Consider the following 14,693-nt stretch of genomic DNA (forward strand, 5'->3'; position numbering starts at 1 on the left):
GATCCGCCTCGGGTGGGGGACCCTTCAGCTGTCCCTCAATGCTACCCGCGGGTAGGTACCTGTGCTAGGGGCGGTTTGCGATGGGAATTCCACCGGCAGCTCCACTTTTCCGGCCTGGTGGACCAGCTGGTCCCACGCAAAATTGATGCCGTGGACCAGCCCGCCCAGCACGTTCTTCACGGTGTACCAGGCAAGGCTCCCGGCTCCGAGCAACGCAAGGGCGGCCATGGCCGCCACCGCGATGAAGGCTGCCAGGACCAGGCCAAGGATTAGTGTTCCCGCGAAGACATAAGTGCTGCTGTCTAAGGTCGTCAAGTCGAACTGCATTGGGTCCCCTCCGCAACGCTGCCAAAGCCGACGTCGGTGTGTCGACGTCGTTGGTGTCGACACTAGGGGCGGCATCAATGGTTCAGCCAGCAACAACACCGGCGTCGCCCCTGTTGATACGCGATCGAAACCATACCGGCAGGTAGATCACGGAAGGGTTGCGGCGCACCCTGCGTTAACCTTGTACGGGGCAGTTTTCGGGATTTCCGCTGCCAGAAGGTTCCGCGGCAGCTGAAGGAGAGTAAGTGTCCCGCTCAGCAATGTCCTCAGCCGACGCCATCAGTGCACGGCTCAGAGACCTCGAACTCCTGACCAAAGGCCCCGCGTGGGCCCTCACGCGCTCGGCTCCCTGGGTTATCGCGGTGCTCCAGGCATCCTTCACCCGGACAAGGCCGCAGCTTCCGCTCGAAGAGTTCCATGCCGACGTCGACGCTTTCCTTGAGCAGCTCCGCAGGCAGGATCCCGGGCTGGGCGGCCAGGGGAGCGGCAAGGCATTTGCCGACGAATGGACCCGCAAGCAGTTCCTGACCCGACGCAGCCAGTCCGGCCAGATCGTCTACGAAATCACTGAGGCCGCCGCGCGCGTCCTGGCTTTCCTGGACAGCCTTTCCAGCGAACGCTCCACCCTCAACGGTTCCCGGCTCGGAACGTTGCTGGGCGACGTCGAAAAGCTCGCCAACGAGACGAACCCGGATCAAAGCGCCCGTTTGGAATCCCTTGAAGAGGAGATCCAGGAGCGCCAGCAGCTGATCGAGGACATCAGCTCGGGCGACTTCGACGGTCTCTTGGACGATGAGGAAGCCGTCGAGGCAGCCGGGAACATCCTGGACCTTGCGGCGAGCCTGCCTGCCGACTACAAGAAGATGCGCGACCGCATCGAAGAACTGGTAGGCGAGCTCCGCAACCAGATCATCGAGGAATCCCTCAGCAAGGGCGCCACCATGGCACAGGTCCTTGAGGCGGACAAACGCCTGCGCCAGAGCCCAGAAGGCCGCACGTTCCGTTCCTTCACGGCGTTCCTTGAGGACCCGCAGCAACAGTTGCGTTTCCGTTCGGCGATCGGTGATGTGCTGAGCCGCCAATTCGCGGACGACCTCAGCCATGAGGACCGGGAAACCCTGAAGAACCTCGTGGCGGAATTGCGTACCCAGCACAGCCAGATCCAGCGCATCTACGGCCGGCTGTCCGAAAGTCTCAACAACTACATCCAGAGCGACGACATCCGCCAGTCCGTCCGGCTCCGGCAGGTCCTGCGCGAAGCCGAACAGGCTATCCGCTCCATGCCCTACGAACGCGACCGTCCCGGCCTGGTCCGCGGCCCGGTGTTGTTCAATGCGGGATTCGAATCACTCGCCATGGTCAAGCTCTTCGATCCGGATGAGTTCGCGGCTCCTCCAAAGCTCGCCGACCCTATCGCCTTCAGCGATTCGGACCGCGTGCGTTCGCTGCGCTCCGCGAAGGCAAGGCCCGACGTCGTCCGCTCGGCAATGGCGGGCGCCTCCACGCTGGCGGGGGCCTGGGCGAACCTCCCGGAGGAAGAACGGCACATCAACACTGTCCGGGCACTCCTGTCCGAAGCGCTGCACGGTGGCGCGGCGTTCGACCGGGCCGCCTGGGAAAACATCGACTTCGAACAAATCGATGGCAGCACACGCACCGCGTACCTGCCGCTCGTGACGCTGACTAAGGATTCCGATGACTGACGCCCACCCCACCGAGCATGCCCCCTCTTCGGAGCAAGGAGTGGACATAACGCAGCATGTCCAGTCCGAGGCTTCGCAGGATGGACATGCGCATTCCTGGACGGCGGAATCGGCGGCGTCATCGGCGGCGGAGGATGGACATGTCCATCAGGATCCGTTCCGAGTCACGCCCCGCGACACGTTCGTCGACGGCGCGGCGCTATTCCCGGGCGACACCGGCGTCCTGCCCATGAAGGTCCGTCAGGCCCTTGTGCGGCTGCTCAAGGGCCCATATGTCGACGGCGACCGCGACGAAAAGCTCTGGACCACCCTTCTGGACAACCAAGTGATTCTCCGCAGCCGGCTTTCGGAGCTTTTCCTGAACCTGCAACTGGACCACGAACGCAAGATCGCGGTGCTCCGACCCGTTGATCCAGAAGCCGTTGGAGGTAGCGCCCGCTCGAGCATCCTTCGCCAGCAACGCGCGTTGAGCCGGGTGGAAACCATCGTGCTTCTGCGCTTGAGGCTCCTCCTCGACCGCCACGTCACGGCCCAGACCGACCCAGTGATCACTCGCGAAGAAATCGCCGAACTCGTGGCGCACTACCAGCCATCCGGCCAACAAGACGCCCTCCGCGACACCGACGTCGTGAACCGCACAGTCACGAAGCTCCTTGCCCGCCAGCTCCTCCTGGCCACGGGCATCGAAGACACCTTCGCGATCTCCAGAGCGCTCCCCCTAGCCCTCCCCTTCGAAAACATCGGCGACATCCCAGCCCAAATCGAAGCACTGATCGCAGTAGCAGCCGACGAATCAGGCACGGAACCCCTCATCGAACTAACAGAACCGGACGACGACCCCAACTCCAACGACGACGCTGACTCCGATGTGGACGACACAAATGGTGACGCATCCACCGCGGAGGCAAAGGCAACCACAGCTGACTCAACCGAGAGCGAAACAATGGAGGCAGCCAAGTGACCATCGCAACCATGCTTCCGATCGGCGAACTCACGAACCCGGGCCAGATGCGCCTTGCCTTGGTCCAGGTGGTCAATTGGGGCACGTTCCATGGCGCCCACACGATGCACGTGGACCGCAACGGCACGCTGCTTACAGGCAATTCGGGCGTCGGCAAGTCGACGTTGTTCGATGCCATGCTGCGCGTCTTCGATGCCCGTCCGCGCTCCAACGAGGCTGCGGCACAGCGGGCTGGCGGGGCTGTGGAGGACAAGAGGACCACGTTCACGTACATGCGTGGAAAAGTGGGCGACAAGGCCGTGGGCGAGGGGTCGGCGAGTGCCTTCCAGCGCCCCGGTGCCACATGGTCCGCCGTCGCGCTGACGTTCGACAACGCGGCCGGCACCAAGATCACTATCTCGGCCCTTTTTGACCTGCCTAAGAACGGCACGGAGTCCAGCGTCGGCCGGTTCTACGTGATTGACAACAAGCCCTTGAATCTCGGAGCGATCGAGGGCATCGCGGAGAAGCGCTTCACCAAGGGCGCGCTGGAGACCATCTTCCCGGACGCCCAGATCTTCGATGTCCACAAGGCCTTTGCGGAGCGTTTTCGTCGGCTTCTCGGCATCAACTCGGACCAGGCACTCCCGCTTTTGCGTGTTATCCAGGCCGGTAAGGGACTCGGCGGCAGCGTCAACACGTTCTTCCGCGACCAGGTGCTCGACGCGCCCGCGACGCTCACTGCCGCCGACGACGTCGTCGAGGAATTCAGTAACCTCATGTCCATCAGGCAGCGGCTGGAGGACGTCCGCCAGCAGCGCGATCAGCTCGCTCCCGTTCCGGGGATGAACAAGGAGTATGCCCAGTCGCTGCTGGAGGCCAACCGGCTCCGGGAGCTTAGCGGCGAGGAATTCGACGCCTACAAGCAGCAGCTCTCGGTTGCGGTCCATGCCAAGACCTTGGCCCGTTTCAAGGACCTTGCCCAGGCGAAAGCCAAGGAGCTCAGCGCTGAGCGAGGCGTCCGGGATGGGCTCGCGAAGGAGCTTCGCCAGCTCGAATCGGATTACAACAACCAGGGCGGCAATGCGATTTCGGCGATCGAGCAGTCGCTCGAAAATGCCCGGGTCGGTCTCAAGCTCCGCCTGCAGGTCGAGGAAGCGGCCCGCCAAGCATTGGCCGACGCCGGACTCGACCTTGAGTGGACGGCTGAGGGTTGGGAGCAGGCCCACGAGCAGGCCGCGAGCCGCTCCGCCGAACTCAAGGACGATTCCGAAGCGCTGAGGGAACTCCGGTTCGAAGCGTTCGACGGCCACGCCACCAAGAAACGTGAGCTCGCCGCAGCCCAGCAGGAGCTGGTCTCGCTGAAGACGCGCAAGTCGCTCCTGCCGCCGTCGAGCATTGAAAACCGCGCCGCGATCACCGCAGCCACGGGCGTACCCGAGGACCGCATGCCCTTTGGAGGGGAGCTGATTGACCTCGCCGAGGGGGAGGAACAGTGGCGGCCCGCGGCCGAGCGTGCCCTGCGGAATCTCGCCACGACGCTGTTGGTTCCGGGCGAGCACTTTGCCGCCGTCACGCGCTACCTGAACGACAACACGGTGCGCGGCGCGCTGCGGGCAGTGGATGTCTCCAAACCGCTTGCGGGTGGGGCTTTGGCTGTGGAGGACGTGTCTGACGGCGATCTGCTGACGAAGCTGAACATCCTCACGCTGGGGGTGAACGCCGACGCGGCTGAGTGGATCCGCGAGCGGATCGCCGTCGATTTCGCCTACCCGTGCGTGGAAGACCTCGACGAGCTCGCCAAGCTGGACAAGGGCCTGAGCCTGGGCGGAGTGGTCAAGCGCAACAGGCACACGGTCGAGAAGGACGACCGCTTCACGAGCCGGCAGGACTACGTTCTCGGTTTCGACAATGCTTCCAAGCTGGAGCTCGTGGCCGCGAAGGTGGGCGAGCTCGAAAACGAGCTTCTGAAGGCCGCCGAACTCGCCCAAAGCCGCGAGGATTCGCACCAAGGCATGACGCGCCAGCTCGAAGCATTGCGCCGCATTGCCGACGACGAACGTGGCTGGGAACAGGTCTCTGCAGCGGTGGCGGCCGAGGAGCTCGCGAAGATCGAACAGCGGCTCAAGGATGCCTTGGCAGCGCAGGCCGACTTGGAACCTTTGCGCGCAAACATCGAGGCCGTGCGCGAAAAGCACCAGTCCTCCACAGGGTCGGCGGCGGTGTTACAGAGCGAGTACAAGACGCTCGACCACCAGATGACCACGGCTGACGCCCTCCTGGATGCTGCGCGCAACCGCCTTGACCAGGCGCCGCCGTCGGGCGCTACTGTCACTGCCCTCGAACCGTACTTCAGCGCATCCGGCGAGGTGAGCGAGCTCCACGAACTCGACACCCTGGCTGCCGAAGTCCGGAGCACGCTCCTCGCGGAATTGCACGCCACCGAGTCGCGCGGGCAGGCGTTGGCCGAGCGGCTGACGCGCATGTTCGAAGGGTTCGTGCGCGAATGGGGTACCGCCATTTCCGCTGACCACGGCACCTCCATCGGCGCCGCGGGGGAGTTCGAGTCCCGCTATCACCAGATCGTCAGCGAAGGGTTGCCCGCCCAGGAAGCCGAATTCCGGCAGTTCTTCAACCAGCGCACGCACGAATCGTTCAGCACGCTGCTCCACCTGCTCGACGAGGAACGCCGAGCCATCACGAGCCGCATCCTGCCTCTCAACGGCATCCTGTCCGAGGTCAATTTCCATGAGGGCAGTTTCCTGGAACTCGACATCAAGCAGACGCTGCCCGCCACCGCGAAGCAGTTCAAGGACGCGATCCACAACGCGTTGAAGACGCGTCACTCGAGGCCTTCCCGCGCGGCTGGCGCAGCTTCGGGTGCCGGGGCCTCGCCCGAGCCGGACGACGACGTCGAACTCACCAACCGCTACAAGTCGCTCGAAACCCTGGTCAAGCGGCTCGGTTCGCAGACCCCCGAGGACCGGCGGTGGCGAGCCGAGGTGCTGGATGTCCGCGGACATCTGTTCATCCTGTGCAAGGAGCACCGTTCCGTCCAAGGCCCGAGGGGTGGCAAGAAGACCGAGGTGTACATGCACGCTGACACCGGCTCGATGTCCGGCGGCGAGCGGCAGCGATTCACGGCGTTCATCATGGCAGCGGCCCTGAGCTACCAGTTGGGTATCGCCGAGCAGGGGTTCACGACCTACGGAACGGTGATGATGGACGAGGCGTTCGTCCTGGCCTCGGAGGAGTTCGCCGGTGCAGGCATCAAGGCCCTGCACGAGTTTGGCTTCCAGTTGTTGCTGGCCGCGCCCGAAAACGTCATCGACCTCTCCAGGCACCTTGGTTCGGTCACGGAAATCCTGCGCGACAAACGGACCAACCGCTCCGGCGTGCTCACGGCTCCAGTCATCGGCGCCCCGGGCGTGCCTGGCGAATGGCGTTCCGAAGCCAACCCCGTGGACATCGTGCTCCGCTAGCCCCGACGCTCGCTCACTTATGTGGCACTTTCGGCGGACGCCCGCTCACTAAAAGTGAGCGGGCGTTTGCCGCCGCGGGCGGCTACTTTCCTTGGACCCGCCCCAGGAACTGGGCGGTCCGGGACTGCAGTCCGGCGATTTGGCGAACGACGACGGCGGCCGGGTCCGGATTGATCTCATTCGCCGGGGGCTCCTTGCGGACGTTGGCGCAGCAGCCGAATTCTGCGCAGATCAACGTCCCCACGGTGTTGCCGTCGCGACCCGATTGGCCTGCGCGCTTGGCAACCCAAAGATAGACATCGTCCTTGGAAAACACGTCGCGGCACAGCTCGCAAAGGACCGAGCGCTTCTTGCCGGAGCCTCCCTCGGGCGCACGCAGCATGATGCCAGTGAGCGAACCATCGTTCGGGAGGACGAGGTAGCCTCGCATCGGCATCTTTTCGTCGCGCCAGCCTAGGAATTCGAGCTTGTCCCAGTCGAGGGAATGGAAGTCCTTCGGGAGGTTGAGTTTGGAGGCCTCCGAGCGGCTCGCATTGATGAATGAGGAACGGATTTGTTGAGCGGTGATTTTCTGCACGGCGAAGTTCTTTCAGATCGTTTGGGCTCCGAAGAGGAAGGACGCTGGCGTCCGGCGATCAGGGGCACAGCAAAGGAACCCTTCGTGTGCTTCCCGTGCGGGGCGGTGGTGGGGTTAGTTCCCCTGGCCGCCGAGCGGGATGGCCGACGCAGAGGGGGATGCAAAGTAGGCCAACACGGCCACCTCGCCAACCATGGCAGCGCCAACGTGTGCAGTGCGCATGCTCATCCTCTCGATCTTCGCCGCTTTCGCGGCCCTGGCGCGGTTCGTTGAATCAACCGGCTCTGTCATCTTTGCAAACGGCGTCCTCGCTGTCCAAAAATCCCGTGCGTTGAAGTCCCTGCAGCACCGAAGCTCGAAGCTCGCTAAAAGTCGGAACGCCCGTTCAGATCATCTGAGCGGGCGTTTGGCCGAAAGGCACCATATGTGAGCGGGCGTTTGGCCAAAATGCCCCATAAGTGAGCGGGCGTCGAATTAACCTGGGCTTTGCCGGCGGGCAACCGGGTGGGGCTAGGCTGGCGTGGTGGCTGGGAACGTGCTTCATGCTGACCAGAACGGACGACGGCGGTTTGTTGCCTTGGGCGATTCCTTCACCGAGGGCGTGGGGGACCGGAACGAGGCCCTACCGAACGGCGTCCGGGGCTGGGCCGACCGCGTCGCCGAGAAACTGGCCAAGGCCGAACCTGGCTGGGAGTATGCCAATCTTGCCGTGCGGAGCAAACGGCTCCGCCATATCGTCGAGGAACAATTGGACCGGGCCCTGGCCATGGAACCCACGCTCATCACCCTCTACGCCGGCGGAAACGACATCCTGGATTTCGGCACGGACATGGACCTCCTCATGGCCGAGTACGAAAGGCTCGTGGCCCGCCTCGCAGCCACGGGAGCTACGTTGGTCTTGTTCACGGGGTATGACGTCAAGGTCTCGGCCGTGCTGGAACCCTTCAAGAAGCGGAACGCCCTTTACAACGAACGCGTCCGCGAACTGGCCGCGAAATACGGGGCCGTGCTCGTGGACTATTGGTGTCTAGACGCCTACCACGACCGCCGGATGTGGGCCTCGGACCGCCTCCATATGTCCAAAGCCGGACACAAATACATGGCGTCGCAGGTCCTGGATCACCTCGGCGTACCGCACAAGTTCTCGCCCAAGGACTGGGAACCGCCGCAGCGGTTCAAGCTGCGCGACTGGGAACGTCGCCAGCGCCGCTGGGTGAACGACTGGGTCCTGCCTTTGTTCGGCCGGAAGCTTCGCGGCGTCACGCTCGGGGACAGCCTGCGCCCCCGATGGCCGGAGCTCGTGAAGGTGCCGCGGAAAGCCGGGCTGCGAAAACTCGCGGAACGCCAAGCCGCGGGGTCGGGCGCCGCCGGTACTGGAAGCAAGGCACAAGGACAAGCTCAAAACAACGGGGGGACATGACCATGGGCATGCATACACCGCTGCGATTCGTCGCGGTCGGAGATTCCTTCACCGAAGGCGTCGGCGACACCGACCTTCGCCTTCCCAACGATTGCCGCGGCTGGGCCGACCGTGTGGCCGAGGAACTGGCCAGGCATCGGCCGCGGACGCAGTACGCCAATCTGGCCCTCCGCGGCCGTCGGCTCAGGCAGATCGTGGTTGGACAACTTGAGCCGGCGCTCGCGATGGCTCCCACTCTGGTCAGTTTCCACGCCGGAGGCAACGATCTCCTCGGCGCACGACTGGACATGCGCACACTGGTCCGTGGATTCGAGGACGCCGTTGCCCGGATCGTGCAAACTGGTGCCCAAGTCCTGCTGTTCACTGAGTACAACGTGCCGCTCTCGCCGGTGTTGGAGCCGCTCAAGCTGCGCACGGCCGTTTTCAACAAGCACATCCGCCGCATTTCCGCAGCCTACGGAACACTTCTGGTGGACCATTGGTGCTTCGAAAAGTACCAGGACCGCCGGATGTGGGCTCCGGACCGGCTGCACATGTCCGGCATCGGACACGAATACATGGCGAAGAAGGTCTTGGAGGTGTTGGGCGCCGCGCACTCGCTGGGCTCACCGGTGCTTGGAGCCCTGCAACCGCGGAGCCGCGCCGAGATCATGGCCGACAACGCCGCGTGGCTCAGGCGCGATGTGGCACCCTGGCTTTCGCGTCGTTTCAGGGGAGTTTCGAGCGGCGATCACTTGAGCGCACGCTGGCCGGTGGTCTTGCCAGCGTCACGCCTGACAACTTTTTGGGATGGACGGGCATCGCAGCAGCCGAATTTCCGGGGTTCTCGCCGAGGCGAGGCGCCAAAAATGTGCTCTGCGTGACGCCCAGGACCCGCAATGAGGCTAGTCCAGCAGGTTTTCGAAACCCGTGGATGCCGTGGTGACCGTGAATTCGATGATCTCGAAGTCGGCCACTCCGTTGACGTAGAACGGATCCGTGGCCAGGGAAGCGTCCAGTGTTGCACGATCGACGTTGGACAACAGCACGCCCCCGATGGCTGGAACGCGACGTCCGGACGCAACGAAAGTGCCGGCGTCGAACGCTTCTTTGACCCAATCCATGTGTGCAGGGCGGTGGAAATCGACGATCTCGTCGGGAACTTTGTATGTCAGCGAAACGACGAACATGCCGCCCAGCCTACAACGCGGAGGACGGCCAACGGGCCGCCCTCCGAAACCGCAAGCGTTACGGCAGGAGCTTGATTGCGGAGTTCCAGTTGTAGTCGGGGTGGGCTTCGCTGATCTGCAGGGTCATGACGAGCAGTTGGAAGGCTTCGAGCTCACGCGAGCGGCGCAGCGGCCCGACGTTCACCGGGCGCAGCCCGGCGCCTTTGACGAAGTCGACGACGGCGGCAGTCGCCTCGGCATCGTCGCCCGCCACCAGCACGTCGAGGGTCTGGCCGTCCACTTCGCCGTCACCGAGAGTGGCTGCGAAGACGGTGTTGAACGCCTTGACCACCGACGCGCCCGGGACCAGGGCCTGGAGTTCTTCGGCTGCCGAGGTTCCGGCGGGGACGGTGAGGGAATCGAAGGTCTCGAAGTTCACGGGGTTGGAGATGTCCACGATCGTCTTGCCGTTGAGCGCTGAGCCATAGGAAGAAAGGACTGTTTTGGAGGCTTCGAACGGAGTGGCCAGCACCACGACGCTGCCTTCCACCGGGGATCCCGTGATGCCTGAGGTTCCGTTGACCGTCGCCGCAAGCGCAGCTGCGGAGCCTGCGTCGCGGCTGAGGACCTGGATGCTCTTGCCTGCCACGGCCGCGCGGGCCGCAATGCCGGACGCCATGTTGCCGGTGCCGATGATGGTGATGTCAGTCATTGTTGTTTCCTTTGCTTGAGTGCTCATGTTTGATTCACATTCATTTACTTGAAGCTTCAACTAAAATAATAATGACCTTAAGTTGAAGTGTCAAGCATTGATTTCCTTCTAAGATGAACCCATGACCGAACCGCGCTGGCTCAACGCCGACGAACGCCGTGCCTGGCTGGCCCTCCTCAGTATCAACACACTGCTGCCAGCAGCTCTGGACACCCAACTGCAAGCGGCCGGCAAATTGTCGCTGTTCGACTACAACGTGCTCGCCATGTTGTCCGAAGCGGAGGGGCGGTTCCTGCCGATGAGTGAGCTTGCCGCCCGCACCAGCGCTTCCTTGTCGAGGCTGTCGCACGTCGTCACCAAGCTGCAGAGACGCGGCTGGGTGGAGCGCGAGGCCCATCCGGGCGATGCCCGTGTCACTGTGGCGCACCTGACGGAGGCCGGCATGGACACCATCGTGTCCCTCGCCCCGGGGCATGTGGATGCCGTTCGCGCCTTGATGTTGGACGCCATGACCGACGACGACGTTGCGGACCTCGCGCGGATCGGCGAGAAGATCGTGGCCCGGTTGGACGACGATCACTGGATCCTGCGCGAACGCTAAGCCGCGGCCGGCTACGAGCACGGCCGCGGCGACAGCCGTGCCGCTGCGTAGTCGGCGCCGCGCGTGACGGCCGCCCCGCACTGATGAAAGACTGACGCCATGGATTTTTCTGCCCGGTATGTGGCATTGGGTGACTCGTTCACCGAAGGACTTGGCGACGCCGACCCCTCGCGCCCCAACGGAGTGAGGGGATGGGCGGATCTCGTTGCCCATCAACTGGCTCAAAGCAACGACAACTTCGGTTACGCCAATCTGGCCATCCGCGGCAAGAAGCTCCGTCAAGTCATGGCAGAGCAGGTCGATGCCGCCGTCGCGCTTCAACCGACGCTGGTAACCCTGTACGCGGGAGCGAATGACATCTTCCGCCCCAAAGTCGATATCGACAGGCTCATGGCGGAATACGAAGCCGGCATTGAGAAACTAAGCGCCACCGGAGCCACGTTGCTTCTCTTTACGGGTTTCGACGCCCGCAGCTCCAAGGTTTTCGGGACCATGCGCGGACGCACCGCGATCTACAACGAATTGTTGCGGGAAATCGCCGAAAACCACGGTGCGCTGCTGGTGGACTATTGGCGCTTCAGCGAATACCACGACTGGCACATGTGGGCGCAGGACCGGATGCACATGTCCACTGCTGGTCATATCAACATGGCCAACCGGGTCCTGGCCGTCCTGGAGCACGAAGGTTCCCTTGAGGTCCCGCCGCCCGTCACACAACCGCAGCTTGCGCGGGTGGAAGCTTTGTGGGCCAACGCGCGTTGGGCCCGTGAACACGCCGCCCCGTGGGTCGTCCGCCGCGTTACGGGCAAGTCTTCAGGTGACAACCTCAGCCCGAAGTACCCCCAGCTCACCCGGCCCTAACTGTTCCGAGGAGCGAGGTTCCGGAAGCCCTGCGTGGCGAGCAGTCCGCCGTCGTTCTTCACAGCGAGTACGTCCACATCCCAGTGGGAGGTCGCCAGCTCGAGGGTCCGGGCGCCGCCGGCCATGATGGCGGTGGCCAGGACATCAGCCGTGATGATGTCGGCCGCTGCCACCGAAACCTGGCGGAACCCTTCATCCCGGGCGGCTGGGAGGCCCGCAGACCAAATGTGGTGGCCGCGTTCGCCGGTCCCGGAGGTCGCCAGCGCGTGCTTTCCCCTGTTGCCAAAGCTGTGCCCGACCAGCGGAAACGCGGTCAGGAGCGTCGTCCGGTCCTCCGGATCAACGATCCCCGCCAGCCACGGCCGCGTACCGCCCGGCGTCGGCGAACCGTCCACGAGGACGTCCCCGCCCGCATTGAGGCACCAATCCTTCAAGCCCAGCGCGAGCAGTGACGTTCCGGCTTCCCGTATGGCATGTGCCTTGACGATCCCCGCCAAGTCCACGACACCGTCGGGCCGCTCCGCCGTGAACGCACCTTCCGTGAGGGTGCGCCATTCTGCCGCCTCGACATACAGCCGGCGCATGTCCGCCGAGGCATTCATCAGGGTCAGCTCGCCCCGCGCCATCGCGATCGCCTCCGAGTCGGGACGGTAGAGACTGAACGTCCGGTCCAGCCTGTTGAACAACTGCTCGACGACGGCGGTGGCCGCCTCGAGTTCTTCCACCGCAGCTTGGGGAGCGGTCCCTGGAGCAGCTGGGATGGCGAGGCTCACCACAGTGCCCATGCTGGTGAACGTCCGGGAACGAAGGCGGGGCTCCGCACTGCCCTGTCCGGGCCCGTTGGGCTTAGAAATGGGCTGCATCGAGAGCCGCCTGGAGCGATGTCAAATAGGCCTCGCTGGTAAAGGTGGCCCCGCCGATGGTCTGCACGTTCGCCGACTGGGCGCTCAGCACCTCGGATCGTAGAAGGGGTGCTGCCCTGGCGCTGATCTGGACGGATCGTTGCTCTTGGTCAGTCAGATGCAGGGCTGTGACATCCGTGATCACTCCGGCCTTGATGGTCACCTGGACCTGCACTGTTCCGAAGCGGGTCTCCACTGCGGTTCCTGCGTAGGTGCCGCCCGCCTTGGCCGAAGCTCCCAGGGTGGAACTGGAACTGGAGCCCGTGCTGGAACTCGAGCCGGCTCCGGTTCCCGAGGACGATCCGGAAGCGCTGCTCCCGGTGGTTCCCTTCGCCGTCGAGCCCGTACCTGAGGCCGTCCCGCCGGCGGTTCCGGCTGTGTTTCCGGCTGCGGAGGTCGTGACCGCCGATGCGTTCGATTCCGTCACCTGCGCGCCCGCCTGCCAACCGACCAGGAGGATGGCCGCCGACGCTAGCGCTGCTGAAATTCCTGCCCTGAGTCTCACCAGTCAAACCTTTCGTAGTGGAGTTGTTCCTCCCGCACGCCGGACGCTTTTGCCTCAGCCAGCACTAGGCGGGCCCAAGCTGACGGGCCGCAGATGTAGACATCCGCGTCGGTGATGTCCGGTACGAAGTCCCGCAGCCGCGAGGTGCCGGCAGAAGCGGGCAGCCAGGCGCTTTGAGTATTCGCGGAGCGTGGGCCGGTCAGATGGAAGAGCGTGGCGCCCCGCTTCCGGCACAATTCCAGGATCTCGTCGCCTAGGAACAGCTCTTCCGTGCTGCTGCAGCGCAACAGCACGGTCGCCTGGCCGGGCGCGAACGGCGTCGATTCCAGGAGCGCACGGAGGGGGGTGATCCCGATTCCAGCCCCGATCATCACGACGTGTTCCCGGCTTCGGGCTGCTGTGCTGAAGACCCCGTACGGACCTTCGATGGCTACTTTCGTTCCCGGTTTGAGGGAGGCGAGGCGGGCCGATCCGGCCCCCAGATTCCGGACGGTGATCCGCAAGGTGGGCTGCCGCGATGATTTCCCGACCTGTGGTTCCGCCGACAGGCTGAACGGATGCGCTTGCCACCACATGCCGGGAGCGAGGAAGCGCCACACGAAGAACCGGCCGCCGTTTCCCGACAATTCGTTCAACCGCAGGCCGCTCATTTCGATGCTGAAGACGCCGGGCACAAGGGGCACCACCCGCCGCACGGTCAGCTGATGGCGGTAGGTGGCTATCACCGGCCGGGCAATACGGAACCAAGCCAGCGCCGAGCCTGTTCCGATGTAGAGCAACAGCCAGTACCAGCGCTGCCAAGTGCCTTCGGCGAACAAGCCGCCCACACTGAACTGGTGCGGAAGGGCTACTGCTACGGCCAAATACGTGAGCAGGTGGACGAAGTACCAGAATTCGTAGGGAAAGCGGTGCCGAACAGCCACAAGCGAGGTGACCACCACGGCAATGAACAGAGCCATGGATACGAACGCCAGCCACATATCGGGTACCAGGGTCCAGAGTGCGACGGCCTCGCTCACGGGGTTCAGTCCTTCGGCCATGCCGTAGCCGGTTGCCAGGAGAAGTCCGTGTGCCAGCAACAGGTAGAGCGCCGGTTTGCCTAGCTTCCGGTGGAACTCCAACGCCCTGTCATGCCCGACCGCTCCGTCCACGAACGGCAGGCGTGCCGCGAGGAGAAGCATCAGGAAGACCAGATCCATGCCGGCAAGCCCGGCCAGGATCCCGACGGCGGTGACCGCCTGGGTGAGGTTCCCGACGGACGACATCCCGCCGTCGGCGAGCCACAAAGCCAACGCCGCTGCGAGGGAAGCCCACAGCGCAACCGTGAGCATGTCCGTCCGGAACATGCGTCGGCGGTGCTGCGCAGCGAACCTTCCCCTGGTGGGATTGCGCCGCGCGGGCACTGGAGGCTGACCCGGGGACGTACCCACACGTTGGCCTGGGGAGGCGAGGAGTTGTGACTTCATGTCTCAAGATTGAACTCTCAACCTTTCGTTCTCCTGTGAAGGGCCTAGC

General features: G+C 64.0%; 14 protein-coding genes. 7 read left to right on the forward strand and 7 right to left on the reverse strand.

The genetic code is table 11. From position 1 onward, the window contains the following. Positions 1–24: 24 nt before the first annotated feature. The gene (locus ABD742_RS24070; RefSeq protein WP_234754482.1) at positions 25–327 is read right to left on the reverse strand and encodes a hypothetical protein; all 303 of its coding nucleotides are present in this window, start codon (positions 325–327) and stop codon (positions 25–27) included. A gap of 245 nt (positions 328–572) precedes the next feature. On the opposite strand from ABD742_RS24070, the gene ABD742_RS24075 reads away from it, so the two are divergent. Genes ABD742_RS24075 through ABD742_RS24085 form a run of 3 tightly spaced genes read left to right on the forward strand, consistent with a single transcriptional unit; the run spans position 573 to position 6,452 of the window. Beyond that, positions 573–2,030: a DUF3375 family protein gene (locus ABD742_RS24075; RefSeq protein ID WP_234754484.1), complete on the forward strand. Its 1,458-nt coding sequence runs from the start codon at positions 573–575 to the stop codon at positions 2,028–2,030. Continuing rightward, positions 2,023–2,991, forward strand: a complete 969-nt coding sequence (locus ABD742_RS24080) for a DUF4194 domain-containing protein (RefSeq protein WP_234754486.1) — start codon at positions 2,023–2,025, stop codon at positions 2,989–2,991. The genes ABD742_RS24075 and ABD742_RS24080 overlap by 8 nt, the downstream gene beginning before the upstream one ends. After that, complete coding sequence (locus ABD742_RS24085; RefSeq protein ID WP_234754489.1) at positions 2,988–6,452, forward strand: ATP-binding protein; 3,465 nt, start codon at positions 2,988–2,990, stop codon at positions 6,450–6,452. Before ABD742_RS24080 ends, ABD742_RS24085 begins: the two co-directional genes overlap by 4 nt. A gap of 82 nt (positions 6,453–6,534) precedes the next feature. On the opposite strand, the gene ABD742_RS24090 is transcribed toward ABD742_RS24085, so the two are convergent. Then, the gene (locus tag ABD742_RS24090) at positions 6,535–7,029 is read right to left on the reverse strand and encodes an FBP domain-containing protein (RefSeq protein WP_234754491.1); all 495 of its coding nucleotides are present in this window, start codon (positions 7,027–7,029) and stop codon (positions 6,535–6,537) included. A 523-nt stretch (positions 7,030–7,552) separates the two neighbouring features. On the opposite strand from ABD742_RS24090, the gene ABD742_RS24095 reads away from it, so the two are divergent. Both ABD742_RS24095 and ABD742_RS24100 read left to right on the forward strand, forming a co-directional pair. After that, positions 7,553–8,449, forward strand: coding sequence for an SGNH/GDSL hydrolase family protein (locus tag ABD742_RS24095; protein WP_234754493.1), 897 nt, complete (start codon positions 7,553–7,555; stop codon positions 8,447–8,449). 2 nt (positions 8,450–8,451) lie between these two features. After that, on the forward strand, positions 8,452–9,312 hold the full coding sequence (locus ABD742_RS24100) for an SGNH/GDSL hydrolase family protein (RefSeq protein WP_234754495.1): 861 nt from the start codon (positions 8,452–8,454) through the stop codon (positions 9,310–9,312). Between the two features lie 21 nt (positions 9,313–9,333). On the opposite strand, the gene ABD742_RS24105 is transcribed toward ABD742_RS24100, so the two are convergent. Further along, the gene (locus tag ABD742_RS24105; RefSeq protein WP_234754497.1) at positions 9,334–9,618 is read right to left on the reverse strand and encodes a YciI family protein; all 285 of its coding nucleotides are present in this window, start codon (positions 9,616–9,618) and stop codon (positions 9,334–9,336) included. 58 nt (positions 9,619–9,676) lie between these two features. Continuing rightward, positions 9,677–10,309 (reverse strand): NADPH-dependent F420 reductase, encoded by a 633-nt coding sequence (locus ABD742_RS24110; RefSeq protein WP_234754499.1) that lies wholly within the window; start codon positions 10,307–10,309, stop codon positions 9,677–9,679. A gap of 121 nt (positions 10,310–10,430) precedes the next feature. Here ABD742_RS24110 and ABD742_RS24115 point away from each other — a divergent pair, with 121 nt between their 5' ends. Further along, a complete protein-coding gene (locus ABD742_RS24115; protein ID WP_234754501.1) occupies positions 10,431–10,910 on the forward strand; it encodes a MarR family winged helix-turn-helix transcriptional regulator in 480 nt (159 codons plus the stop codon). Positions 10,911–11,009: 99 nt separating this feature from the next. Then, the gene (locus ABD742_RS24120; RefSeq protein WP_234754503.1) at positions 11,010–11,771 is read left to right on the forward strand and encodes an SGNH/GDSL hydrolase family protein; all 762 of its coding nucleotides are present in this window, start codon (positions 11,010–11,012) and stop codon (positions 11,769–11,771) included. On the opposite strand, the gene ABD742_RS24125 is transcribed toward ABD742_RS24120, so the two are convergent. From ABD742_RS24125 to ABD742_RS24135, 3 genes are read right to left on the reverse strand one after another with little or no spacing between them, the layout of a single operon-like run. Next, complete coding sequence (locus ABD742_RS24125; RefSeq protein ID WP_308193904.1) at positions 11,768–12,634, reverse strand: FAD:protein FMN transferase; 867 nt, start codon at positions 12,632–12,634, stop codon at positions 11,768–11,770. The genes ABD742_RS24120 and ABD742_RS24125 overlap by 4 nt on opposite strands. Next, positions 12,618–13,178, reverse strand: a complete 561-nt coding sequence (locus tag ABD742_RS24130) for an FMN-binding protein (protein ID WP_234754505.1) — start codon at positions 13,176–13,178, stop codon at positions 12,618–12,620. The genes ABD742_RS24125 and ABD742_RS24130 overlap by 17 nt, the downstream gene beginning before the upstream one ends. Beyond that, positions 13,175–14,644, reverse strand: coding sequence for a ferredoxin reductase family protein (locus tag ABD742_RS24135; protein WP_234754506.1), 1,470 nt, complete (start codon positions 14,642–14,644; stop codon positions 13,175–13,177). Before ABD742_RS24135 ends, ABD742_RS24130 begins: the two co-directional genes overlap by 4 nt. Positions 14,645–14,693 lie beyond the last annotated feature (49 nt).

The sequence above is a fragment of the Arthrobacter ramosus genome (genome assembly GCF_039535095.1).
GTDB classification, from domain to species: Bacteria; Actinomycetota; Actinomycetes; order Actinomycetales; family Micrococcaceae; genus Arthrobacter; species Arthrobacter ramosus.

What these genes read in the sequence shown, in the direction of transcription:
- ABD742_RS24135 (WP_234754506.1), bottom strand. Translation starts at nt 14,644, where the DNA reads ATGAAGTCACAACTCCTCGCCTCCCCAGGCCAACGTGTGGGTACGTCC.
- ABD742_RS24105 (WP_234754497.1), bottom strand. Translation starts at nt 9,618, where the DNA reads ATGTTCGTCGTTTCGCTGACATACAAAGTTCCCGACGAGATCGTCGAT.
- ABD742_RS24120 (WP_234754503.1), top strand. Translation starts at nt 11,010, where the DNA reads ATGGATTTTTCTGCCCGGTATGTGGCATTGGGTGACTCGTTCACCGAA.
- ABD742_RS24125 (WP_308193904.1), bottom strand. Translation starts at nt 12,634, where the DNA reads ATGCAGCCCATTTCTAAGCCCAACGGGCCCGGACAGGGCAGTGCGGAG.
- ABD742_RS24110 (WP_234754499.1), bottom strand. Translation starts at nt 10,309, where the DNA reads ATGACTGACATCACCATCATCGGCACCGGCAACATGGCGTCCGGCATT.
- ABD742_RS24080 (WP_234754486.1), top strand. Translation starts at nt 2,023, where the DNA reads ATGACTGACGCCCACCCCACCGAGCATGCCCCCTCTTCGGAGCAAGGA.
- ABD742_RS24100 (WP_234754495.1), top strand. Translation starts at nt 8,452, where the DNA reads ATGGGCATGCATACACCGCTGCGATTCGTCGCGGTCGGAGATTCCTTC.
- ABD742_RS24115 (WP_234754501.1), top strand. Translation starts at nt 10,431, where the DNA reads ATGACCGAACCGCGCTGGCTCAACGCCGACGAACGCCGTGCCTGGCTG.
- ABD742_RS24070 (WP_234754482.1), bottom strand. Translation starts at nt 327, where the DNA reads ATGCAGTTCGACTTGACGACCTTAGACAGCAGCACTTATGTCTTCGCG.